Annotated in this window: 14 protein-coding genes; 12 read left to right on the forward strand and 2 right to left on the reverse strand. The window is 69.6% G+C overall.

Features of this window, described 5'->3' with window-relative positions; translation table 11 throughout:
* Positions 1–43: 43 nt before the first annotated feature.
* Genes ACWDSL_RS13015 through ACWDSL_RS13035 form a run of 5 tightly spaced genes read left to right on the forward strand, consistent with a single transcriptional unit; the run spans position 44 to position 5412 of the window.
* On the forward strand, positions 44–1117 hold the full coding sequence (locus ACWDSL_RS13015; RefSeq protein ID WP_450484673.1) for a phytanoyl-CoA dioxygenase family protein: 1074 nt from the start codon (positions 44–46) through the stop codon (positions 1115–1117).
* The gene (locus ACWDSL_RS13020) at positions 1099–2424 is read left to right on the forward strand and encodes a DUF6271 family protein (RefSeq protein WP_450484675.1); all 1326 of its coding nucleotides are present in this window, start codon (positions 1099–1101) and stop codon (positions 2422–2424) included. The genes ACWDSL_RS13015 and ACWDSL_RS13020 overlap by 19 nt, the downstream gene beginning before the upstream one ends.
* On the forward strand, positions 2421–3677 hold the full coding sequence (locus ACWDSL_RS13025) for a type III PLP-dependent enzyme (RefSeq protein ID WP_450484677.1): 1257 nt from the start codon (positions 2421–2423) through the stop codon (positions 3675–3677). The genes ACWDSL_RS13020 and ACWDSL_RS13025 overlap by 4 nt, the downstream gene beginning before the upstream one ends.
* Positions 3674–4216 (forward strand): GNAT family N-acetyltransferase, encoded by a 543-nt coding sequence (locus tag ACWDSL_RS13030; RefSeq protein ID WP_450484679.1) that lies wholly within the window; start codon positions 3674–3676, stop codon positions 4214–4216. Before ACWDSL_RS13025 ends, ACWDSL_RS13030 begins: the two co-directional genes overlap by 4 nt.
* Positions 4213–5412 carry an MFS transporter gene (locus ACWDSL_RS13035; RefSeq protein WP_450484681.1) on the forward strand — a complete coding sequence of 400 codons (1200 nt, stop codon included), beginning with the start codon at positions 4213–4215 and terminating at the stop codon, positions 5410–5412. Before ACWDSL_RS13030 ends, ACWDSL_RS13035 begins: the two co-directional genes overlap by 4 nt.
* Here the strand turns inward: ACWDSL_RS13035 and ACWDSL_RS13040 are convergent.
* Positions 5378–6814 (reverse strand): glycoside hydrolase family 28 protein, encoded by a 1437-nt coding sequence (locus ACWDSL_RS13040; RefSeq protein WP_450484683.1) that lies wholly within the window; start codon positions 6812–6814, stop codon positions 5378–5380. The genes ACWDSL_RS13035 and ACWDSL_RS13040 overlap by 35 nt on opposite strands.
* A gap of 75 nt (positions 6815–6889) precedes the next feature.
* Entirely contained in the window at positions 6890–9871 is a 2982-nt protein-coding gene (locus ACWDSL_RS13045; RefSeq protein WP_450484685.1) for an alpha-L-fucosidase, read from the reverse strand.
* 206 nt (positions 9872–10077) lie between these two features.
* Between ACWDSL_RS13045 and ACWDSL_RS13050 the strand changes: the two genes are divergently transcribed.
* The 7 genes from ACWDSL_RS13050 to ACWDSL_RS13080 form a co-directional block, all read left to right on the forward strand.
* Positions 10078–11082: a LacI family DNA-binding transcriptional regulator gene (locus tag ACWDSL_RS13050; protein ID WP_450484687.1), complete on the forward strand. Its 1005-nt coding sequence runs from the start codon at positions 10078–10080 to the stop codon at positions 11080–11082.
* A gap of 153 nt (positions 11083–11235) precedes the next feature.
* Positions 11236–13071, forward strand: a complete 1836-nt coding sequence (locus ACWDSL_RS13055) for a flavin-containing monooxygenase (RefSeq protein ID WP_450484689.1) — start codon at positions 11236–11238, stop codon at positions 13069–13071.
* Positions 13072–13106: 35 nt separating this feature from the next.
* Positions 13107–14741, forward strand: a complete 1635-nt coding sequence (locus tag ACWDSL_RS13060) for a hypothetical protein (protein WP_450484691.1) — start codon at positions 13107–13109, stop codon at positions 14739–14741.
* A gap of 536 nt (positions 14742–15277) precedes the next feature.
* A complete protein-coding gene (locus ACWDSL_RS13065) occupies positions 15278–16438 on the forward strand; it encodes an acyl-CoA dehydrogenase family protein (RefSeq protein ID WP_450484693.1) in 1161 nt (386 codons plus the stop codon).
* A gap of 9 nt (positions 16439–16447) precedes the next feature.
* Positions 16448–19603, forward strand: coding sequence for a non-ribosomal peptide synthetase (locus tag ACWDSL_RS13070; protein ID WP_450484695.1), 3156 nt, complete (start codon positions 16448–16450; stop codon positions 19601–19603).
* Positions 19596–24227, forward strand: a complete 4632-nt coding sequence (locus ACWDSL_RS13075) for a beta-ketoacyl synthase N-terminal-like domain-containing protein (protein ID WP_450484697.1) — start codon at positions 19596–19598, stop codon at positions 24225–24227. Before ACWDSL_RS13070 ends, ACWDSL_RS13075 begins: the two co-directional genes overlap by 8 nt.
* Positions 24228–24277: 50 nt before the next feature.
* Positions 24278–25061 (forward strand): beta-ketoacyl [acyl carrier protein] synthase domain-containing protein (locus ACWDSL_RS13080; protein WP_450484699.1); only part of this gene is annotated, 784 nt, incomplete at its 3' end.

Raw genomic sequence — 25061 nt, forward strand, 5'->3', positions numbered from 1 at the left:
GAGCGCAGTGAACACTACGCCCCGGCACGTTTTGGAGCACTGCATGCCCAAGCCCGACCATTACTTGTTCCGGTCCCCCTCGGACGTCCCCTACTTCAGCTCGGACGGCGAGACCTACCTCGCCCGGGCCCAGCTGCGGGACCTCACCAAGACCCACCAGTTGCGCGTGTTGTCCGAGGACGACTTCGCCTTCTGGCAGACCTACGGCTATGTCGTGGTGAAGCAGGCGATCCCCGCCTCGGCGGCGCGCCGGTTACTGGACTTCACCTGGGACTTCCAGGGGCTCGACCCCGACCGCCCGGACACCTGGTACCAGGACCGCGAGTGGCGCTCCGACCTGGACCGTGAGCTGCATATCTACGGGTTCGTCGAGGCATACCACCACCAGCTCATCTGGGACAGCCGCCAGACGCAGCGGGTCTACGACGCGTTCGTGGACGTCTGGGACTGCGAGGAGCTGTGGGTCAGCCTGGACCGGCTGAACCTGAACCCGCCGAACGTCAAGAACCGCGACCGGGCCCTGATCGCCCCCACGGAGCGGGGGTTCGACATCACACTCCACTGGGATGTCGACACCACGCTCAGTGTGCTGCCGCAGCGGGTCCAGGGCATCATCGCCCTCCATGACACCGAACCGGAGCTCGGCGGCTTCCAGTGCTGCCCCGAGTTGTTCCACCAGTTCGACCACTGGCGGGCGTTCCAGCCGGCCGACCGCGATCCGATCCGGCCGAAGATCGACCGGGCCGAGATGCCCGTCGTACGGCCGCAGCTCGAGGCCGGGGACCTGCTCATCTGGAACGGGCTGCTGGCGCATGGAGTGGCGCCCAACACCTCGCAGAACGGCGTACGGGCGGTCCAGTACCTCGCGATGATGCCCGCCCTCGAATCCCACGAGGAGCTGCGGCGTTCGCGAGTCGAGTCATGGCGCCACCTCACCACGCCCACCTGGAACGGCACCCTGCTCGGCGACGCCGACAAACCCGAAGCCCTCAGGTACGGCACCGCCACGCTGGACGATCTGGGCGCCAAGCTGCTCGGGCTCACCTCGTGGGACGGGACGGACACCAACCAAGGCGAGCGAAGCGGCGAGGAAGCAGCGTGCGACGCATCTGCCTGACACTCCCCACCAACCGGGCGTGCCCCGCGATGGTCACCGCCATCGGTGAGGAAGCCGCCTACGCGGCCGCGCACTTCGACGTCGAGGTGCAGCTGCTCGTCCTGGACTCCTCCGACGCGTATCCGGAACACGCACGGGCTCTGAGCTCCGCGCACGGGGTGCCGCGCGTCGTCGTCCACCACCTCGACGAGGCGGAGCAGCGCGACTTCCTGCGCCGGGTGATTCACCGGACCGAGCACACCAAGCATGAGCTGCTGCTCGACCTCATGCTTCCGGCCCGGCTCTCCTACGGCGCCTGCACCAACCGCGCGTTCCTGATCTCCGTGGCCCTCGGATGCGAATCCGTCCACCGCAGGGACTCCGACAGCCGCTACCAGGTGCTGCGCGGCGAGACCGTGTTCCCCGTCCACCAGGAGCTCCTGTCGCTCGGCAAGCGCGCGGCCGACGCGGCGCACGGTGTCGGTGAGACGGCGCTCGCTCCCGAGAACACCCACAAGCGGGTGGCGATGGTGGCCGGCTCCTTCCTGGGCGAGCTGTCCGTGGACATCGACGAGATCCGCCGGCTCGATCCGGAGGTCTACTACGACGTGGTCGGCCTGTGGGCGCCCGGCCACTGGTCGGACGAGCAGAAGCGGGAACTCGTCGAGGAGTCCTTCCAGGGGCCTGGGACCGGCCCGTTCACCGGCGACCGGACGACCTTGACCGTCGTCGACCCGATGCATGTGGACATGTGCAACATCAGCTTCCACCAGGTGCATGAACGAGTACCGCTGCCACCCGCCACCGACACCATCGGCAGCGACTACTTCCTCATCCACCTGGTCCACGCCGCCGCGCTGCCCGGCGTGCTGCACAACCGCCACATCGTGAACTTCTACACCGGGGAACGCCGCACCGACCCGGGGTTCATGGCCTACCAGCTGCGGTTCACCAAGTTCTTCCTCTCGATGCTCTACTTCAACTTCCTCTACGACGAGATGGCCGAGGCCGGCGAAGCGCTCCTCGACGACCAAGGACAGGTTCGGGCGTCCGCCATCGCCGAGCTGGCCAGGAAGAGCACCCTGCTCGACCAGGCGGAGAACGTCCAGCGCCTCGACACCATCGAGGCCGCGTACCGGAAGCTCGGTGGCAGATACGCCACCTTCGCCGCCTTCCTGGCGTCGCGCCGCGAGCGTCTGCTCGACGAGGCGCAGAGCGACATCGCCGACTTCGCCCTGCTGGTCGAGGTGTGGGAGGCGCTGGTACGGGCGGCCCGCGACACCGCCCTCGCACAGGCTCCGGAACGTCCGGGGCGAAGGTCACGATGACGCACGAGGGCATAGCAGGCACAGAGCCTGCAGTGGGCATACGCTTGTCCGCCGCGCTCGCGGCCACCACCGACGACCGGATCGTCTTCGACCTCACCGGAATCGAGGAGCGCTACGAGTCCCTGCTCCGGGAGTTGCCCGGGGCAGCCGTCCGCTTCGCGATGAAGGCATGCCCGGTCGACGAGGTGCTGGCCCAGCTGGCCGGGGCGGGCGCCGGGGTCGACGCGGCGAGCGTCCCGGAGATGGAACAGGCGCTGCGGGCGGGTGTGCCGATCGGCAGAGTGCACTACGGGAACACCGTGAAGTCCGACCGGAACATCGCCGACGCCCACCGGCTCGGCATCAGGGACTTCGCGACCGACAGCCTGGAGGACGTGGCGGCCATCGCCGAACACGCCCCCGGCGCCCGGGTGTTCTGCAGGCTCACCACCGACACACGAGGAGCGCTCTGGGCGCTGAGCGACAAGTACGGATGCTCGACCGCCGACGCGGTGACCATCCTGGAAACGGCGCGGAAGCTGGGTCTGGTGCCCTCCGGCCTCTCCGTACACGTCGGCTCGCAGCAGATGACACCCGAGGCCTGGCGCGACGCCTTCGAACGTCTCGCGGACGTCCTGGCCACCCTGGACCGCCACGGGATCACCCTGGACCACATCAACCTCGGCGGCGGCCTCCCCGTCCCGGGCTGTCTCGACAAACACGGCAGGCCGCTCGATCCCCCGATCGACAAGTTGTTCGCCGTCATCCGGGAGGGCATGGCCCACCTGCGCACCATCGGCGGACACCACCTCGGCTTCATCGTGGAGCCGGGCCGCTACCTCGTCGCCGGACAGGGAGCCATCCGGGCGCATGTGTCCCGGCTGTCCGCGCGGCGGGGCCCCGACGGGCGGCGCCAGTACTGGCTGTATCTGAGCTGCGGCAAGTTCAACGGCCTGTACGAGATGGACGAGTTGCAGTACCCGCTCGTCTTCCCCACCCACGGCGGCCCCGGCACCCGCCATGTGCCCGCCGTCGTGGCCGGACCCACCTGCGACAGCGATGACGCCTACCACCACGAGCGCGGCCTGGTCCAGGTGCCCGAGGCGCTGGCGTCGGGCGACCCGGTCTGGGTGCTGTCCTGCGGCGCGTATGCGATCAGCTATATGACCCAGGGCTTCAACGGCTTCGGCCCGCTCCCCTACACCTGCATCGACGGCGGCGCCACGGACGAGTCCGGCAGGTCCGGCGGGTCCGGAAAGGCATGTGCCGGATGAACGACGAGGTGCGCATCCGCCATATCGCAGAGCACGACTGGGACGGCATCACGGCGCTGGAGTCCCACACCTACACCGGCCTCGGCCTGTCCGAGGGACGGGTGGCGCTCGAATCCCGCGCGCGCGTATCGCCCGCCACCTGCCGCGCGCTGGAGGTGGGCCCCCATCTGGTGGGCTATGCGCTGGCGCTGCCCTATCCGATGTACCGGTACCCGGACCTGGAACGGCCCGAGGAGACCGCGTACCCGTCCACCAATCTGCATCTGCACGACCTGGTCATCGCGGAGAACTTCCGGCGCAGGGGGCTGGGACGGCGCCTGCTGCGCCACCTCACCGCGTCCGCCAGGGCACACGGATACGAGCAGATCTCGCTGGTCGCCGTCGGGGGCAGCGCGACGTACTGGTCGGCGCGTGGCTTCACCGCCCACCAGGAGGTCGTCCCCCCGGACGGCTATGGCCCGGACGTCATCTACATGTCGAGGGCGGTGCCGTCCGGCGTGTCCGCTCATGGCGCGTCATCGCAGAAGGAGCAGGTTTGATCCACATACCGCGGGTCCGAGATCCCTTCTACCGGAGCCAACTGGCGATCGCCGCGCTGTTCTGCTCGCTCGGCTTCCAGTACGCCACCTGGGCCTCGCGCATCCCCGCCCTCAAGGCCGATCTCGGCCTGACGGCCGCGGAGGTGGGCTTTCTGCTGATGGCCGCGGGGGTCGGCGCGAGTGTGTCGTTCCCCCTTGTGTCGATGCTGATGAGGCGGCTGGGCTCACAGCGCCTCGCGCTGCTGTCGGCCCTGGGCCTGACGCTGGTGCTCATCGCCCTGGCCATGGCGCCGAACTACCCCGTCGCCCTGGCCGTCGTGTGCTGCGACGGGGTGCTCGTGGGCTGTCTGAACGTCGCCATGAACGCACAGGGCGCCGCGCTCGAAGTCCGGCACAAGCGCAACGCCATGGCCAAACTGCACGCGACGTTCAGCGGCGGCTCGCTGCTCGCCGCCCTCCTGGCCTCCGGTGTGAACGCGATGACCTCGACGGTCGCCGTGCACTTCGGCGTGGCCGCCGTCGTCCTGCTGCTCCTGTTCGGCTACGCCCGCACCAGGCTGCTGGCGGAGGACGAGGCCGCCGAGGAGAAGCGGGACGAGACGATGAGCCGCAGCGGATGGTCCCTGCCGACCCGTATGACGCTGTGGATGTGCTGCGCCATGGTCTTCGGCACCGTCACCGAGGGCGCCATCAACGACTGGTCGGCCCTCTATATGACGGATGTCGTCAAGGCGTCGGCACAGCTGGCGCCCCTGGGGATCGCCGTCGTCTCGGGCATGATGGTCCTGGCCCGGCTGTTCGCCGACGGCTGGCGCGAGCGCTGGGGCGATGGGCGGGTCGTCGTCCTCGGCAGCGCCCTGGCCGGGGCGGGGCTGGCCCTCGCCCTGCTGAGCGGCGGTGTGGTTCCGGCCCTGCTCGGGTTCTCCTGCGTCGGCCTCGGCATCGCGGCCGTGACCCCTTGCGTCTATGTCGCCGCGGCGAAGCAGGGCCCGGACGCTCTGGCCCTGGTCGCCGCCATGGGCACGACGGGCCTGCTGGCCGGGCCCCCGGTCATCGGCTTCGTGGCGAACTCCAGCAGTCTGGTGTGGGGCCTGGGCGTCGTGGCCGCTTCGGCGGTCGTGGTGTCCCTGTGCGGTACGCGCGTCCAGTGGACGACACCGGCTAACGCCTTGGGAGCGGGAGCTCCTGGCCGTTGACGTAGACCCGCCGGAAAGTCAGTTCGTCGGTGTAGGCGATGCTGTCGGGGTTGAGGATGCCCGTGAATGTGGAACGGGAGAGGCTGACGCCCCGCAGATGGTCGGTCTCCAGGCCGACCAGTTGCAGTACGGCGCGGGCGTTGTCGATCTCCATCCGGTCCATGTGGATGTTCCGCACGGACACCGGCAGCGTCCCGCCCTCGCCACCGTTGTAGTTCATGTTCACGAACACCACATCGCGCTCGACGTTCTGCCCGGTGAAGTTCCGGATGTGCAATCCGTCGATATAGCCGCCGCGCTTCTTGCTCGCCTTGACGTACAGCGCGTGCTTGACGGGGTAGCGGCCGGGGAAGTCCGGCGAGTTGATCTCGCAGTTCTCGGCGAAGACATCGCGCACCCCGCCGGACATCTCACTGCCCACCGTCATCCCGCCCCAGCGGCCGGAGAACCGGCAGTCGCGTACGACGATGTTCCGGCTCTCCACGCCGACGCGGTGGCCGTCCTCGTCGCGGCCGGACTTGACGGCGACGCAGTCGTCGTTGGTGTTGAAACGGCAGCCGGTGATGAGCACGTCGGAGCAGCACTCCGGATCGCATCCGTCGGTGTTGTAGAGCGTGCTGTCCACGGTGACATCGCGCACGGTGACGTTGTGCGACAGCACGGGGTGCACGGTCCACATCGGCGGGTCGACGATGGTCAGACCGCTGACCAGGACATTGCGGCAGCGGTAGAACTGCACCATCTTCGGCCGCAGATAGTGGCCGTCGCCGAAGACACGCTCGGCCACCGGCACCCCGGTGGAGCCCATCTGGCGCAGCAGGCTCTGGTCGGGACCCTGCAGTCCGCTGGTGCGGTACCAGCTCTCCCACGGCCCGAGCCGCGCCTGCCCGTCGAGTGTGCCGCGACCGGTGACGGCGACGTCGCGCTCACCGTAGGCGTAGATGAAGGGTGAGTAGTTGTAGCACTCGGTGCCCTCCCAGCGGGTGAACACCGCCGGCAGGAAGTCGCGCGGATCGGGGCTGAAGGCGATGGTGGCGCCCTCGGTGACGTGCAGGTCCACGCCGCTGCGCAGATGGATCGCGCCGGTGAGGAAGCGCCCTTCGGGGACGAGGACATGGCCGCCACCGACGCGGTGGCAGTCGGCGACGGCGGCCCGGAACGCCTCGGTGTTCATCGTCCGCCCGTCGCCGACCGCGCCGTAGTCGGTGACGGGGAAGGTCCGGCGGGGGAAGGCGGGCGGCCTGATCCGGGCCAGGATCTTCGGCACCGGGCTCCATGCCCCGGTGTACGGGGCGGCCGCGTATGCGGACCCCGCGGCGGCGGTCAGTTGGGGAAGCAGCGCGCCTGCCGCCAGCAGACCGCCGGTGCGCAGCGCGGAGCGGCGGGAAGGTCTGGGGTGCATGGCCTGACTCCTCGGCGTCGTCGGTGTTCCAGGAGCGTTCCAGAACCCTTTCGCGACCTTGGTCAGCGCTCGGACTCAGCCGAGGGAGATCCGGTCGAGGTCCGGGGCGGACTCGGTGGCGTTGGAGATCTCGATCGTGTTGGCGCCGGGTTTCAGGGTGATGGGGACGGAGGTCGTACGCGGGGTGGTGTTCCCGGTGTCGGTCACCGTCACCACGGTCGGCGGGCCGCCGTTGACGCTGATCTGGAACGAGCGGGTGCCGTTGACCGTGTAGTCGAGGTAGAGCGTGCGCTGCCCGCCGTCGGGGACGACGACGTCGGGGAAGGACACGGCCGCCTGCTCACTGCCGCCGATGTTGCGCACCTTCTCGGCCCCGGAGCAGGGTCCGCAGCTCGTGATGCCGGTGCTGCCGAGCTGGTTGGCCGAGTCCTCCGCCTCGCGCGCCCAGATCCGGCCGGCGGGCAGCGGCCGCACCCGGACGGGGTCCGATACGGACTTCTGCCGGCCGAGCAGCGTGAAGTCCGCCGTGACGGGGATGTCGGGCGAGCCGGCGTCCTGGCCGGGTGGCGAGGTGAGGGTCCAGCTGCCCGTCAGCGTCTGGCCGAGCCGCAGCGACCGGGCCGTGACCGGGCCGCCGTCCGCGGTCCAGCCGGCCGGCAGCCGCGGGGCGAGGCTGACGCCGTCGAGCTGCTCGTCGTCGTCGAGCCGGAGCGACGCCGTGACGGTGATCGACCGCTGACCGGGGCCGACCCACTGCAGACCGTGTGGCCGGACGGTGAGCGTGGTCTTGGGCGTGTACGAGGCCGGGGGCAGCGGCGCGACCGCGATCCGGTCGAGGCCGGGACCGCGGGCGGCCGTGGAGAAGATCCGTACGGTGTTGGCGCCGGCCTTCAGCGGCACGGAGACCGCCGTGCTCTCCGGCACCCCTCCTGCCCTGTCGGGGTTGTTCGCGACGACGGGCACCTCGACCGGCGCCGCGCCATTGACGCTCACGGACAGGGAGGAGGTGGCCACCGCGGTGTGGTCGAGCTGAAGCCGGTAGTCGCCGTCCTCGGGGGCGCGGACGTCGCGGTACGTCACGGAGTTGCGCAGGCCCCCACCGAGCCCGACGACCCGCCGCGCACCCGAGCAGGCGCCGCACTCGCCGGAGCGGGCCGCGCCCGTCAGCCGGTTCTCCCGTGCCTCGGCCTCCAGCGGCAGCGGGGTGCGGGTGGGCTTCGGGCGGCCGTACGCCACCTTGATCTCGTCGATGCGCAGCTGGTCGAAGAACTCCGGCGCCTGCGGGCCGCCCCACAGGCTGCGTGCCTCCAGCTTGAGATAGCGGGCGTCTTGGTCACCGATGTCGATGGTCTGCACCCCGCGGGCGCTGCGCAGCGCGCCCGCGCGCACCTGCGTCCAGCGCTTGCCGTCGCCACTGGCGTAGACGCGGTAGTCCTTGATGCGGGCGGAGTCCTCGGGGCGGCCGAAGGACGACCGTGCGTGCGTCGGGGACCATTCGCGCTGGTTCACCGCCAGCGCCGTGGCGCGTTTGCGGGCGCCGAGGTCGAGCGTGACGGAGACGGGCAGCTCGCCGTCGCTGTCCCAGTAGGTCTCGTGGTTTCCGTCGGCGAGGTCGGCCGCCGGGTGTCCGGCGCGCGCGGACGAGGCGGTGGCGTCGACGCCGGACTGCGGGTAGTAGGGCTGACGGCCGTCGGTCTCGACCTTGAACACCGTGTCGTACGGATCCCAGTCGCTGATGCCGAGGATCGACAGGTGGCCACCGGACTGGCTGAAGCGCATCGCCTCGCCGGTGCGCAGGTCGGTGACGCGGCGCACCGTGTAGCCGTTGTCGCGCAGCCGCACCAGATCGGTCCGCGGCCGTGTGACCACGTGTACATACTGGGTGCGGTCGCCGTCCTCGCCCCGGCCCACGGTGACCACGCCGTGGGCGCCGTCGTTCCAGAAGCCGGGCTGCATACCGCCGTACATATAGCCGCCGCCCTCGACGCCGTACACCGACTCCCGGACGGGCTCCACCCACCGGCCCATGAAGTCGTTGAACTCCTCCTGCTGTGGCGGCAGTTTGCCGTTCACCATCGGTGTCTCGGCCATGAGCGATTTGATGGAGGCCCCGGCGTTGGTGATGTAACGGCCGGTGCTGAGCCGGGCGTCGACCTGGTGGTCGCCGCCGTCGTACCACCAGTCGCCGGTGGTCGGCAGCTTGTAGTCGGCCTCGGTCAGCCGTGGCATGGGGACGGTCACGGCGGCGGGGTAGTCGTACGCCGGGGTCATGCCGGTCTTCTGTTCGTTGCTGACCGTGTCCATGATCGGCGTGTCCTCGTTGTTGTTGCTCAGCAGCCAGGACGGTCGGCGCTCACGGATCTGCTCGTAGAGGCCCTTCTCCTCCCAGTACTCGTTGTCGTTGTCGATCCAGAAGCCCGACAGGTCCGGGTAGTTCTGCATGACCTCGAAGAACAGGTCGTAGCTGAACATGCCGAAGCCGCGGCGCGTGGTCAGGTCGACCTGCTGGCCCTTGTACGCCGAGTAGGCGGCCGAGTCCAGGGTCTCGGTGCCCGACTCGTTGTGCCACTGCGGATCGTCGGTCATGTAGAGGATGATGTGCACGCCCTTGGCCTTGCCCGCGGCGACCAGTTCGCCGAGCAGATCGCGCTCGGTGGCACAGCTGCCGGGGATCTTCGAGGGCCAGGGGCGGGCGTAGCCCAGCCGACTGTGGAAGGTCGCCAGCACGATGTACGAGGCGCCGAGCTTACGCGCCTCGTCCACCCAGTAGTCCGCGCTCCAGCCGCCCTCGGTGACATCGCGCTCCCACTCTTGGCAGTTCTGGTGCTTGGGGTAGGTGAACATGCCCCAGTGCAGAAAGAGGCCGGCGGTGGACGCGCGCAGCCACTCCTGCCGCGGATGCTGGACCTCGGCGTCGGCCGCGGGGGCGGAGAGAAGGCCGACGGCCAGGGCGAGTACGAGTGCCGCGCACAGGGTGCGCCACCACGTGCGCGCGGCGCGGGCTGCTCGGGCTGTAGGGATGTGTAGGGGGCGGAGCGGGATCCTCAGCGTGGGCATGTCCTGTCCTCCGTGAACGTTCCCGTGAGCGTTCACGGAGCACTGTCCGGCCCAGTCGGCCGCCGTGTCAATATGTGGGAAACGGCGGGATGTTACGCGGATGCGGTCCATTGACGCCCGTCGCCGCCGCGGCGATGATCGGGGCGGGAGCGTTCACGTGAGCGCTCTCGTACGCCACGTACGCGGGGTGGGAGAGGGGTGGGGCCGTGCCCCCGAACGCCAGGCGGCGCCGTATCACCATCGACGACGTGGCACGTTCGGCCGGGGTGTCCCGGCAGACCGTCTCCCGCGCGGTCAACGACAAACCGGAGATCGACCCCGCCACCCGGCAGCGGGTGCTCGAGGTGGCCCAGGCCATGGGCTACCGCCCCAGCCGCTTCGCCCGTGGCATGGTCGGCCCGGGGCTCACCACGCTGGGCCTTGTCATCGCGGATGTGCTCAACCCCTTCTTCCCCGAGGTGGTCTCCGGCGTGCTGGCGGCGGCCGACGAGCGCGGCTGGCAGGTCGCCGTCTACAGCACCGGGTCCGCCCTGGAACGGGAGACCGCGGTGGCCGCGACCGTGGTGGACCATGTGGACGCCTGTGTCGCCTTTCTGCTCGACCCCGCCGCCATCGAGCTCGTCCAACGCTCCGGTATGCCCTTCGTGCTGCTCGACAACGAGCACCGGCCACCGGCGGTGAGCGGGGGGCGGATCGACTTCGCCACCGGGATGCGCCAGGCGGTCGGCCACCTCGTGGAGCGCGGCCACCGCCGGATCGCGATGCTCGACGACCGCGGACGCCCGGACGCCGGGGACCGCGGCACCCGGCACTCGCTGTTCCTCCGGGCCGCCACGGAGTTCGGGCTGCCCGCCGAGGAGGGATGGGTGTTCCCGGCCGTCAACTCCCTCGGCGGTGGCGCGGCGGCCATGGACGATGTGCTGGACACCGGTTTCGGGGCGACGGCCGTGCTCGCGTACAACGACCTGATCGCCATCGGCGCCATGCGCCGCGCCCGCGACCGCGGGGTGAGCGTGCCGGAGGACTGCGCGTTCGTCGGTTGCGACGGGTTGACCCTCAGCCGACTGGTGGACCCACCGCTGACCACCCTGCTAGTCGACAAGGAACTCCTCGGCCGGGCCGCGGTGCAGCAGGTCGCCGCGCTGATGACCGGCGCCCAGGCGCGCGAGACGGTGATCGTGCCGCGACTTGTCGTACGCGCGTCTTCCTGATCTGGTTCCTGATCCGCGCCCGGCCTCGCCGCCGCCGTGGCAGGCATCGTGGCAGGCATCGTGGCCAAAATTAAATCAGTCGGTTGACTTATCGAAGTGCGCTGGGTTGACTGACGCGCAGACCGCAATCATGGAGCAAGGAGACTTTCCCTCGTGAGTGGTGTTCCCCCCACACCCCCCGGCCTCACCCCCTCCTACCCCGGGCAACTCGGCTTCGATCCGGACGAGTTGCGATCCCGCTACCGCACCGAGCGCGACCGCCGGATCCGCCCCGACGGCAAGGCCCAGTACCAGAGCACCACCGGCCAGTTCGGCTACTTCGAGGACGACCCCCACGCCGACCGTGGGTTCACCCGCGAACCGCTGCGCGACCGGGTCGAAGCGCTGGTCATCGGCGGCGGGTTCGGCGGCCTTCTCGCCGCGGCGCGGCTGCGCCAGGCCGGCGTGGAGTCGATCCGAGTGATCGAGAAGGGCGGCGACTTCGGCGGCACCTGGTACTGGAACCGCTACCCGGGCATCCACTGCGATATCGAGTCGTACATCTATATGCCACTGCTGGAGGAAGTCGGATACGTCCCGAAGTGGCGGTACGCGCCGGGAGAGGAGATCCGGCTGCACGCCTGCGCCATCGCGCGCCGCTTCCACCTCTACGACGACGCCTGCTTCCAGACGCAGGCCACCGAACTGCGCTGGGACGAGGCCGAGTCGGAGTGGATCGTCTCCACCGACCGCGGTGATGAGATGCGGGCGCGCTTCGTCGCGGTGGCCGGCGGGACCCTCAGCCGGCCCAAGCTTCCCGGCATCCCCGGGATCGAAAGCTTTAAGGGGCACACATTCCACACCAGCCGCTGGGACTACGCCTATACCGGCGGAGACGCGGGTGGCGGCCTGGACAAGCTCGCCGACAAGCGCGTGGCCCTCATCGGCACGGGCGCGACCGCCATCCAGGCTGTGCCGCATCTCGGGGCCGACGCACGACACCTGTACGTATTCCAGCGCACACCGTCCTCGGTGGATGTGCGCGACAACCGGCCCACCGAGCCGAAGTGGGCCGAGTCGCTCGGGCCGGGCTGGCAGCGGCGGCGCATGGAGAACTTCCTCAAGGTCGTCACGGGCGTACGGGCCGACGAGGACCTGGTGAACGACGCCTGGACCAGCAGTGCCCGGCTGTACGAGAAGATGATCCCGACCAACAGCTATGCCCACATCGAGCCCGAGGAACGGGAACGCGCCTACGAGATCTCCGACTTCCAGAAGATGAACGAGTTGCGGGCCCGCGTGGACGCCCTCGTGGAAGACCCGGAAACGGCGGAAAAGCTCAAGCCCTGGTACCGCTATATGTGCAAGCGGCCCACGTTCAGTGACACCTATCTCCAGACCTTCAACCGGCCCAATGTCACCCTGGTGGACACGGCCGACACCCATGGCGTGGAACGGATCACCGATAGCGCGGTGGTCGTCGGCGGGGTGGAGTACGACGTCGACTGCATCGTCTTCGCGACCGGATTCGAGGTCGGCGTCTCGGGGGTCATGTCCGGGAAGCTCCCGGTGTACGGCAGGGGCGGGGTGTCCCTGATGGACTCCTGGAAGGAGGGTCCGCGGACACTGCACGGTTTCTACAGCCACGGCTTCCCCAACCTCTTCCAGCTCGGCCCGGTGCAGAACGCCAGCGCCGTCAATTTCGTCCACGTCCTCGACGAGCAGGCGCGCCATATCGCCGAGGTCGTCGCCGAGGCGCGCAAGCGCCGGGCCCGGTATGTCGAGCCGACCGTCACGGCACAGGACCAATGGGTGGCGACAATCCGCCAGAGCGCCGCTGACCTGCAGAAATTCCACGCCGAGTGTACCCCCGGCTACTACAACAACGAGGGGCAACCGCGTAAACGGAGCGAGTCCTACGGCGACGGCCCGGTCGCTTTCCATGAGTTGCTGCGACGCTGGCGTGGTGCGGACGACGGGATGAACGACGTCCTGGTCGAGGCCCAGTGAAGACCGGGAGTTCCGAGAAGGTGGGCAACGACGCGATGGTGTCACCCAGCCGGTTCGACGCGACCGGCCGCAGCCGAGCCACCAGCAGCCGTTGGGAGGTGAAGCGGCTCAACCAGCCCAACCGGCTGTGGGGTTCCAACGGAGTCGCCTTCGGACCCGACGAGCGGCTGTACGTCGCCCAGTTCCTCGCCGGGCAGATCAGCGCCGTCGACCCTGCCACCGGGGACGTCGAGGTGATCGTGCCGATGGACAGTCCGGTCCAGTCACCGGACGACCTCGCCTTCGGGGCGGACGGCTCGATGTACATCACCGACCTGGTCCCCGGCCGGGTGTGGCGCCGCAGCCCCGAGGGGGCGTACACCCTCGTGTCCGACGAGGTCACCAACCCCAACGGCATCACCTGCATCGGCGACCGGCTCTTCATCAACGAGATGAAACCCGACGGCCGCCTGATGGAACTCTTCCCCGACGGCGGTGGCCCGGTGGTACTCACCGAGGGGCTGGCCATGGGCAATGCGATGCAGCTCGGCCCGGACGGCCATCTCTACTATCCGCATATGCTCAGCGGCCAGGTCTGGCGGATACCGCCGGACGGCGGTACGCCCGAGGTGGTCGCGGAGGATGTGCACCAGCCGGTCGCGGTCCGCTTCGACCAGGGCGGTGTGCTGCATGTCCTGTCGCGGGGCGTGGAAGGCATCGTGACCCGCATCGATGTGCACGGCACCGGGTCCCGGGCGCTCGTCCACAGCGGTGTGGTGGGCCTGGACAACGCGGCGTTCGACACCGAGAACAGAATGTTCCTCTCCAGCTACGCCAGCGGCGGCATCATGGAGATGCACTCCGACGGCAGGACCCGCGAGATCGTGCCACGCGGGCTCGACGGGCCCTACGGGGTGACGGTCGATCTCGGTGGCACGGTGTACGCGGCCGACCACTACCGGCTGGCGAGCCCCGCAGTCTCCGCCGAAGTCTCCGTCGACGACGAGCCGGGCACCGTGGCCACGTCCGCCTTCCTGTGCTTCTCCCATGGGATCGCCGCCGACGGCGAACTGCTGCACCTCACCTCGCAGTTCGGTGACGTCCACACCCACGACCCGGTGCACAGGACCACCCGGAACCGGGCATCCGGGCTGAAGCAGCCCCTGGGGATCGCCGTGGGGCCGGACGGCTCGCTCGTCGTCGCCGAGGCGGGCGCCGGCCGGGTCGTGGCCATCGACGACAACGGCACCATCACTCCGCTCGCCGAAGGGCTCGATCACCCCGTGGACGTGGCCTTCGACGAGGAGGGGCGCTGCTATGTGAGTGACGACCGGCTCGGGGTGGTGCACCGGATCGACGACGGGGAGACGGTGACCGTCGCGGACGGTCTCGGGGCGCCGCAGGGCCTGGTGGTCCTGGGTGACGAGCTGTTCACCGTGGAGACCGATCACCGCAGGCTCCGGGCGATCTCACTCACCACGGGGGAAAGCAGAATCGACGCGGAGGACCTACCGGTCGGACCGCCCCCGGGCGTCGTCCCCCGCGCCCAGCCCGCGCTGTTCGCCGGCGGCCTGCCGGGAATGGCCATCCGGTTCGCCGGCCTCGCCGTCGCCCCGGAGGGCTCCCTGCTCCTGTCGGCCAACGGTGAGGGCACCGTACTCCGGCTGACCCCGGTCCGGACCGGCGCCTGACAACTGCCCTGGGAGAAGCGGGAGAAACGGGAGAAGAATGACGCTCGCATCGTCGTCTGGGCTTCGTATAGGTCCAGACGGCGATGGGCGACGCCTCTCCGCATAACCTTCCATTTGACACCTTCCCCTCCTTCCCATCAGCTTTGCCGGAAGCATTGCAGCCTACCGAAGCATGGGTTAGCCTCTTTAGCTGTTGTGGAGTGACGGGCCTGAGCGACCTCATCGCGCATGTTTGTTGAAAGAGTTCCGCCCATAAAGACGCCGCCCGATATTGGGAATTGGCGCGGCTGACTCGGATCACCCCGTTCCGCTTGACACAGCAGGAACCTGTGGGAACAGCCGACCAGAGCGGCGACGCCATTGCATCGGGCCGACTCAGCCCGAATGACATGTTATGACATGTTCCTCTTCAACCTCATCGGCCGTTGGCCCTTCTTGGCCCACGCCCGACCTCCCCGAGCCTGGAGCGCCCACCGCCGCGCTCACCACGGGGCTGCTGAACAGTGCCTTCACCCCAAAGAGCGGAGAAACCACTGATGATCAGCCAGCTGACGACGGGACAGCGAGAGGACTGGAGGCGGTTCCGGAAGTTCGCGGATACGGCCCTGGCGCCCCGGGCGGATATGTGCGACGCGGAACAGGAACTTCCGCGGCCGATTGTCAAGGACCTCGCGGATGAAGGATGGATCTCCTCGCTGTTGCCGGCGGACTGGGGCGGCTCGGCCAGGGACACCGTGACCTACGGCCTGATGTCCGAGGAGATGGGGCGGGCCTGCTCCACGGTGCGCAATTTCGTCGCCGTCGAGGACATGGTGTCCCACTCCATCTGGAAGTGGGGTACGCCCGCGCAGCGCGCACGCTGGCTTCCGGCCGTCGCCGCGGGCGAGGCCGTCCTCGCGTTCGCCCTCACGGAACCCGGAGTGGGCAGCGACGCCAAGAGCGTAACGACCGAGGCGCGGCCCGACGGCCCTGATCTGGTGCTGAACGGCGTGAAGGAATGGATCAGCTTCGGTCAACTCGCCGATGCCTTTCTGGTATTCGCCCAGTACGAAGGGCACCACACCGCTTTTCTGGTGGACCGCGACTCTCCGGGCATATATGTCGAACCGCTGCGAAACCTGCTCGGCCTGCGGGGCTCGATGCTGGCCCGCATCACTTTCGACGACTGCCGTATCCCCTCGGACGCCATGGTCGGCCGCCCCGGCTCGGGGCTCGCGTTCGTCGCGTCGTCCGCGCTCGACATCGGCCGTTACAGCACCGCATGGGGGTGCGTGGGACTCGCCCAGGCGTGCCTCGACGCGTCGACCGGGTACGCCGAGAAGCGCACGCAGTACGACAGCGTGATCATGGAGCATCAACTGGTGCAGCGCATGCTCGCCGACATGATCACCGGCGTACGGGCGGCACGGCTGCTGTGCTGGGAGGCCGGGGTCGCGAAGGAGACCAGGGCCGCGGACGCCGTCCATCAGACGCTGGTCGCCAAGTACTTCTCCTCCACCATGGCCAATCGCGTGGCCTCCGACGCGGTGCAGATCCACGGGGCATGCGGCATCGGCGGCGACTCGCCGGTCGCGCGTCCGTTCCGCGACGCCAAGGTCATGGAGATCATCGAGGGGACGACGCAGATCCACCAGACGCTCCTCGGCCGCTGGAGCAGTCGCGTCCACCATCCGGCCGACGACGCGGTCCAGTTATGAGGCAGTCTCATGACGCATCCCTCTTCCCCACCGGCCCTGTCGCCCGCGCAGGAGCAGGCGTGGCTGCTGAGCCGACTGGTACGGGACAGCCCGCTTCCGCATATGGCCTGCCGACTGGAACTGCACGGCACCCTCGACCCGGGCGCGCTGGTTTCCGCGTTTCGTTCGGTCCTGTCGCGACACCCGTCGATCGGCGCTCGCTTCGACGCGGTGGACGGCACCCCAAAAATGCCGCTCGGCGCCCGACCCGACATACCCGTCACACACCATGACGTCTGTCCACTCCCACGGAGTGAACGCACCCGTCGAGTCGACGAGTTGGTGGCCGACACCGTACGGGCCCCCTTCGACCCGGCGCGGGGGCCACTCGTCCGGGCCGGTCTGATCCGGGGCGGGGAGCGGGAACACTTCCTCGTGGTGGTGACGCACCGTCTGGTGTGCGACCGAGCGTCGCTGGAGCTTCTGGTGTCGCAGACCGCTGCCGCCTACGAGGCGCGAGTCACCGACCAGCCTGACACCCCACCGCAGGCCGCAGCGTCGTACGTCCCGGAGCCGCAGGCCCCAGCGCCGCACCCCCCGGAGAACACCCCCGAACCACCCCCCGCGCCGGAGCTCCCCTGGGACCGGCCGGTCCCCCTCCACCGCGATCTGCGCGCCCAGGTCGTGCCCTTCGACATCCCCGAACCGGCCTCGACAACACTGCGCACATGGGAGGGCGACGGCCTCGACTCGGCGCTGCTGGCAGCGTATCTGGTGCTGCTGCACCGCTACAGCGGGCAGACGGATCTGATCGTCTCCGTTCCGGCTCCGGGCCGCAGCCACCCGGACGACGCCGGTGTACTGGGCTGCTTCGAGTCAGAGGTCGCGGTACGGTGCGCGATCCACGCCGCGCTGCCGTTTCGGGAACTGGTCCGCGAGGTGCGGCGGCAGTCGGAGGCAGCCACCGCCGGACACGGCGCCGCGCTCGGCCGTCCCGGATTCTCGTACCGGGACGCCCCACGGATCGGCAGCGATGTGGCCGGCCTCACCATGGCGTACCGGCCGGAGTACAGCCCCGCCATCGTGGGTGATCTGGCCCTCCATCTGACGGATGACGGGGACCGGCTATCCGGCCACCTGCTCTTTGCCACCGATGTGTTCGACGAGTCCACAGCGCGCCGCGCCGTCGGACACCTCAGCACACTGCTCCTCGGCGTGGCCGAGGACCCCGATCGGCCGGTGGCCGAGCTGCCCCTGCTCACCGCGGACGAGGAACGCATCGTCGACGAGCTGAACAGCGTCGCGGCCGATCCGCCGGACCGGACGTTCTCCCAGCTCTTCGAGGAGCAGGCCGCCCGTACCCCGGACGCCCTCGCGCTGCGGGCCGACGGCACAACCCTGACGTACCGAGAGCTCAATGCCAGGGCCAATCAGCTGGCCCACCTGTTACGCGAACTGGGCGTCGGCCCCGAAGCCACCGTCGGCATCCGCATGGAGCGCTGTCCGGAGATGGTGGTGGCGGTCCTCGGCATCCTCAAGGCGGGGGGCGCCTACGTACCCGTGGATCCGCGTGACCCCGTCAAGCGCAGGGAGGACATCCTCGGCGACGCGGGCGTCAGCACCCTTGTGGTGGCGGGAGCGGCCGAGCCGGGGGACCTGGAGACGTACCGGATCGTCGCACTCGACACGGCGTGGACCGCCTTGCGGGGCAGGCCCGCACAGAACACGGCCGTCGCACCCGGTGCCCTGTCACACGCCGCCTATCTGCTCTACACCTCCGGCTCCACAGGCAGGCCGAAGGGGGTGGTGGTGGAGAACCGTCAGCTGGTCAGCTACACCAAGGCCGTCATCCGCCGGTTCGGGATCGATGGGCCGATGCGCTGCGCCATGGTGCAACCGCTGACGGTGGACTCCAGTGTGACCATGCTGACCCCGCCACTGTGCACGGGCGGTGAGCTGCATCTCATCGCCCGGGACACCGCCCTGGACGCGAACAGGCTGGCGGACTGGGCGGCCAGGTGGGGCGTCGACTTTCTGAAGATCGCGCCCTCCCATCTGCGTGCCCTCCAGTCCTCGCCCCGCTTCGCCGAGTTGCTGCCCCGCCGACTGCTCGTCGTCGGCGGCGAGGCATCGGATTGGCGCTGGTTACGGGACATCCAGCGGAGCGCGCCCAGCTGCCGGGTGTTCAATCACTACGGCCCCACCGAGACCACGGTTGGCGTGCTCGCTCTCGACGTTTCCGAGCATCTGGACGCCGAGTGGGACACGGCGCCCCTGGGTGTCCCGCTGCCCGGCACCCAGGCCCATGTCGTCGACGAGGCGGGCCGTGCGCTGCCCGCCGGTGTGGCCGGTGAACTCCTCATCGGTGGCGCCCACCTCGCCCGCGGCTACCACCGCCGCGACGACCTCACCGCGACCGCCTTCGGCCCCGATGCTCCGGAAGGCTCCCGGCTGTATCGCACGGGCGACATGGTCCGGCGGCTCGCCGATGGCACGATCGCGTTCCTGGGGCGGCGCGACGACCAGATCAAGGTCCGCGGCTTCCGCGTGGACCTGGGCGAGATCGACGCCGCGCTCAACAGCCACCCCGGGGTACGGAACGCCGCGACGGTCGTACGCGAGGACAAGCCCGGTGACCGGCGGATCGTGGCGTACTACGAGACGGTGGGCCCGGGCGCGGTCGGCCGCCCCGAGCTCGAACGGCATCTGTACGAACGGCTGTCACCGCATATGGTCCCGCAGTCGCTGGTCGTCCTGCCCCGTATCCCCCTGTCGGCTCACGGCAAGGTCGACCGCACGGCGCTGCCCGCCCCGGCCGCCCCCGACGCGGGCGAGGGCCCCGCGCTCCCTCTCGCGAACGAGCTGGAGCGGGTCGTGGCCGCGGTGTGGCAGGACGTACTGCACACCGAGAGCGTACGGGCCGACCAGAACTTCTTCGACGTCGGAGGGCACTCCCTGCTGCTGGTCGAGCTCCAGCACCGGCTGCAGGCCGCGGCCGGCCGGGAAGTGGAGTTGCTGTCGCTGTTCCAGCACACCACCGTGCGGGCGCAGGCCGCGCTCCTGTCCGGGCAGCAACGTCGCCCGGGGCATCCCCGTTCCGAGCGGCAGTCCGAGGGGGTCCAGCAGAACGCGTTGTTGAAACGCCGCCAACAGCAGTTGCGAGCGAGACGAGGTCAGCATGAGTGAGCAGTCTCCCGGAGCTTACGGCGAGTTCGAGGACGACCTCGACGAGGACAGTCTGGACATCGCGATCGTGGGGATGTCCGGGCGTTTCCCGAAGGCCGGGGACATCGACGCGTTCTGGCGCAACCTCAAGGCAGGGGAATGCGCGGTCACCCGCTTCGACAAGGAAGATCTCGCCGCGCGTGGCGTGGACCCCCGTACGCTCGACGACCCCCGGTTCGTCCGCGCCGGCTATCCGCTCGAAGGCAGCGAAACGTTCGACGCGGCGTTCTTCGGCTACTCCCCCCGGGAGGCCGAGCTCATGGACCCGCAACACCGGGTGCTCTTGGAGTGCGCCTGGGAGGCGCTGGAGAGCGCCGGGCACGCCCCGGGACGCTACGACGGACTCGTCGGCGTCTACGCGGGCGCGGGTCACAACACATATCTGCTGTTCAACATCGGTACGCGCCCCGGCGCCCACGAGACGATGAGCGACAAGGAACTCGTGATCGGCAACCGGCCCGACTTCCTCAGCAGCAGGGTCTCGTACAAACTGGGCCTCGAAGGCCCCAGCGTGACGGTGCAGTCGGCCTGCTCCACCTCCCTGGTGGCCGTCGTCCAGGCGTGTCAGAGCCTGCTGGCCTACCAGTGCGATATGGCCCTGGCGGGTGGTGTCTCGGTGGACGGCATGCGGCGCAACGGCTATCTGTACAGCCAGGACGGCATCCTCTCCCCCGACGGCCTCTGCCGCACCTTCGATGTCGAAGCGCGCGGAACGGTCGGGGGCGACGGTGTCGGCATGGTCGTGCTCAAGCGTCTCAAGGACGCGATCACCGACAACGACCACATTCATGCCATCATCAAGGGGGCGGCGGTCAACAACGACGGCGCCAACCGGGCGGGTTTCAGCGCGCCCAGTGCCGTCACCCAGGCCAAGGTGATCTCCACTGCGCTCGCCAACGCCGATGTGGCGCCCGAGAGCATCCGGTATCTGGAGGTGCACGGCTCCGCCACCGCGCTCGGCGACCCCATCGAGGTAGCCGCGCTCACGGCGGCGTACGAGGGGGTGCCGACCGGTCATTGTGCGCTCGGCTCGGTGAAGAGCAACATCGGCCATCTGGACTCGGCCGCGGGGGTGGCCGGACTCATCAAGACGGTTCTCGCCGTCGAACACGGGCAGATCCCGCCGAGCCTTCATTTCACGGAGCCCAACCCCCGGCTCGGTCTGGCGGACAGCCCTTTCCACGTGAACACCGAACTGCGGCCCTGGCCCGAGGGAGACGGTCCGCGGCGCGCGGCCGTCAGCTCCTTCGGCCTCGGCGGGACCAACGCGCATGTGGTCCTCGAGCAGGCGCCGCAGAAGGCGAAGGACACCGGGCAGACCGCCGGCATCGGGCAGATCGCCGGCATCGGGCAGGCCGCCGATCAGGAGCAGTTGCTGGTCCTCTCCGCCAAGACCCCGGAGGCCCTTGAATCGGCCACGGACCGGCTGCTGACACATCTGCGCGCCCACCCCGGCCAGTCGCTCCCGGACATCGCCTTCACCCTCCGCGACGGCCGCAGCCACTTCCCGTACCGCCGCACCCTGGTCTGTGCGGACACCGACGACGCCATCGGCGCGCTCGAGGCGCGGGACGATGGGAGGCTGCTCAGTGGCACGGCGCCGGATGTGGCCCATCGCCCCGTGGGGTTCATGTTCACCGGGTTCGGCGCCCACTTCCCGGGGATGGCGCGTGGGCTCTACGCGCGCGAGCCCGCGTTCAGGAACACCGTGGACCGCTGCGCGAGCCTGCTGGAGCCGCTGCTGGGCCAGGACATCCGCCCGTTGATGCTCACCGCGGACACCGGCGGCAGGCCCGCCGCGGAGGGCGGGGCGCAGGCCGAGTTCAGGCAGATGCTTCTGCAACCGGAGCGCGGTGAGCATCCGCTCGACGAGCCTCGTCCGGGCCACGCCGCCCTGTTCACACTGGAGTACGCGCTGGTCGCGCTCTGGGACGCGTGGGGCGTACGGCCGGATGCCATGATCGGCCACAGTCTCGGCGAGTACGTGGCGGCCTGTGCGGCCGGGGTGTTCTCCCTGCCCGACGCGCTGCGTTTCGTGGTCGAGCGCGCCACGCTCATCGAGAAACAGGGCGAGGGGGCGATGCTCGCCGTGCCGTTGGCCGAGGAGGAGGCCCGCCGGTACACGAGTGACGACCTCCATCTCGCCGCGCTCAACGGCCCGCAGACGTCCGTCCTGTCCGGAACTCTCGCCGCGGTGGAACACGCCGCACATCAGCTGCGTGACGCCGGGCTGATGTCGCGTCGGCTGACGAGCCGACACGCGTTCCACTCACCGGTCCTCGATCCTGTCGTCGCACCCTGCCGGGCGCTGCTCCAGAAGATCCGGCTCAGCCGGCCGACGGTCCCCTTCATCTCCAATGTGAGTGGTACGTGGATCACCGACGAGGAGGCCACCTCTCCCGACTACTGGGCGGAACACGTCCGCACCCCGGTGCGTTTCGCCGACGGGCTGCACACCCTGTGGGGCGTACCGGACATCGCACTGGTCGAGATCGGCCCGGGCCAGACGCTCACCACCGGGGCCCTTCAGCATCCGGCCGGGTCCGGGACCGACCGGACCGTGGTCCCGTCCCTGCCCGGTCCCTTCGAGAGCCAGTCCGATCGGGCGACAATGCTCCGCGCGGCCGGACGGCTGTGGCTCGCGGGACGCGAGGACCCCTTCCCCCGTACGGAGGGAGGGACCCGTGTGCAGCTGCCCACGTACCCCTTCGAGCGCCGCACATACTGGCTGGAGCCGGATGTTTCGGCGCCCACGACGAGCTCCGCGCCGCGCCGACACCACGACGTGTCGAAATGGTTCTACGCGCCGTCCTGGCAACGGCTGCCGGCCGCCACGGCCGGCTCGCCCGCTGCACTCGCCGCCCACAAATGGCTCGTGTTCGCCGACGAGACCGGGGTCGGCTCGGAGCTGGCCCTACGCCTGGCCGACCTCGGGGCCGACGTACGGACGGTGGCGGCGGGCGACACGTGGGCCGTGCGGGGTGAGGACGGATATGTGGTGGACCCGGCGCAGCCGGAGCACTACGCCCGGCTCGCCGCCGCGCTGCGGGCGGACGGCGCCCTGCCGGACCGCGTGGTGCACTGCTGGGGCATCGGCCACGACGCCGACCGGACCCGGTCCGCCGAGGATGTCGCGGGGCTGCTGCGACGCTCGTACGACAGCCTGGTGCGCTGGGCCCAGGCGGCCGAGGCGGATGTGATGCTGCGGCCGCAGCGCTGGGACCTGGTGACGAACGAGGTCTTCTCAGTGGTGGGGAACGAGCCGCTGTGCCCGCCGAAAGCGGCGGTGCAGGGGGTGGCCAAGGTCCTCGCCCAGGAGTATCCGTCGCTGATGTGTGCGCAGGTGGACCTCCATCTCGACGGTGCGGAGGCACCCCGGGCCACGGTCGGGAAACTTCTGGAGGTCCTGGGCCAGGAGCCGGTCGAGCGGACCGTCGCCCTGCGCGGTCGGCATCGATGGGTGCCCACGTACGTCCCGTGCGACCTCCCCCCGCTCGCGGCACCTGCGGTCCGGCGGAACGGCGTGTATCTGATCACCGGAGGGCTGGGCAAGATCGGCCTCCTGATGGCGCGCGCCCTCGCCGAGCGGGAGCCCGTACGCCTCGTCCTCACCGGCCGTACGGGCCTGCCGCCGCGGGCCGACTGGGACGATCCGGAGCATCCGGCGCGGATCCGGTCCGCGATCGAGGCCGTACGCGCCATCGGGGGGCTGGGCTCCGAGGTGATGGTGGCCGCCGCCGATGTCATCGACGCCCGGGCCATGGGTGCGTTGAAGGAAGCGGTACTGCGGCGGTTCGGCGCATTCGACGGTGTGCTGCACTGTGCCGGCACGACCGGTCCCGCCGCACATCGGTCGGTGTCCGAGCTGGGGGACGACGAAAGCGCCTGGCACTTCGGTCCCAAGCTCTACGGTCCGCTGGTGCTGGAGGACATGCTCGCCGACCAGCGCCTCGATTTCGCGCTGCTGTCCTCTTCCATCTCCGCGATCCTCGGTGGCCTGGGCTTTGGCGCGTACGCCTCCGCCAACGCCGTGCTCGACGTGTTCGCCCAGCGCCATCACTGCGCCGACCGACCGTGGTCGAGCATCAACTGGGACGCATGGCTCTTCACCCAGCGGGCCCAGGACGACAGCGGCTTCGGGGCCGCGATCCGGGAGCTGGCCCTGACGCCCGAGGAGGGGCGTCGCGCGTTCGACGAGCTCCTGAACACCTCCCCGCAGCCTCACCTGGTCGTCTCCACCGCCGATGTGGAACACCGCCGAAGGCTGTGGGCCGCCGGACCGGTCGAGGACGCGCCATCTGCCACCCGCCGCCATGAACGCCCCACCCTGCGCAATCCCTATGTCGCTCCGAGCAGCGATACGGAGGAGCAGGTGGCGGAGATCTGGCAGGGGCTGCTGGGCCTCAAGAGCGTCGGGGTGCACGACAACTTCTTCGAGCTGGGCGGGAGTTCACTGCTCGGCCTCCAGGTGGTGCACCGGTTGCGCCAGGACCTGGCCGTGGCGGTCCCGCTGACCATCGTCTACGAGGGGCCCACCGTGCGCATGCTGAGCAGGCTCATCGACGGACTTGGCGAGAGCCTGTGAGCACGGCGCGGGGCGGGGACGGCGGCCGTGGGGGCATCGCGATCGTAGGGATGGCCGGCCGGTTTCCCGGTGCGCGGAATCTGACGGAGTTCTGGGCGAATCTGCGGGACGGCGTGGAGTCGATCGTGCCGCTGAGCGACGAGGAACTGCTCTCGGCCGGGGTCGCACCGGACGTGTTCAACCAGCCCGGCTATGTGCGAGCGGTCGCTCGCTTCGACGGCGTGGACCTCTTCGACGCCGAGTTCTTCGGCTACACGGCCGCCGAGGCGCGGGTCATGGACCCACAGCACCGGCTGTTTCTGGAGACGGCGTGGGAGTCGCTGGAACACGCCGGGTACGACGCGGCGCGCTACGACGGCAGCATCGGCGTCTACGCGGGGGCGGGGGCCAACCGATATCTACCGCTCGTCGAGCAGGACCCGCACCTCAGGGACACCATGGGGCTCACCCAGCTCCTGGTCGCCAACGAACTCGGCTTCCTGTCCACCCGGGTGTCCTACAAGCTGGACCTCAAGGGCCCCAGCCTCTCTCTGCGCACCGCGTGCTCGACGGCTCTGGTGGCCGTGCACACCGCGTGCCTGGGGCTGCTGAACCACGAATGCGATATGGCGCTTTCGGGAGCGGCCAACGTCAACGCGCCGCATATCGCGGGCTATCTCCATCAGGAGGGCTCGTTCCTCTCACCGGATGGCCATGTGCGGCCGTTCGACGCCGACGCGCGAGGGACCGTGTTCGGTACCGGGGTCGGGGTGGTGGTGCTCAAGCGGCTGGAGGACGCGCTGGCCGACGGCGACACCGTCCACGCCGTGATCAGGGGGTCGGCGGTCAACAACG

The organism is Streptomyces sp. NPDC000941 (genome assembly GCF_053599555.1).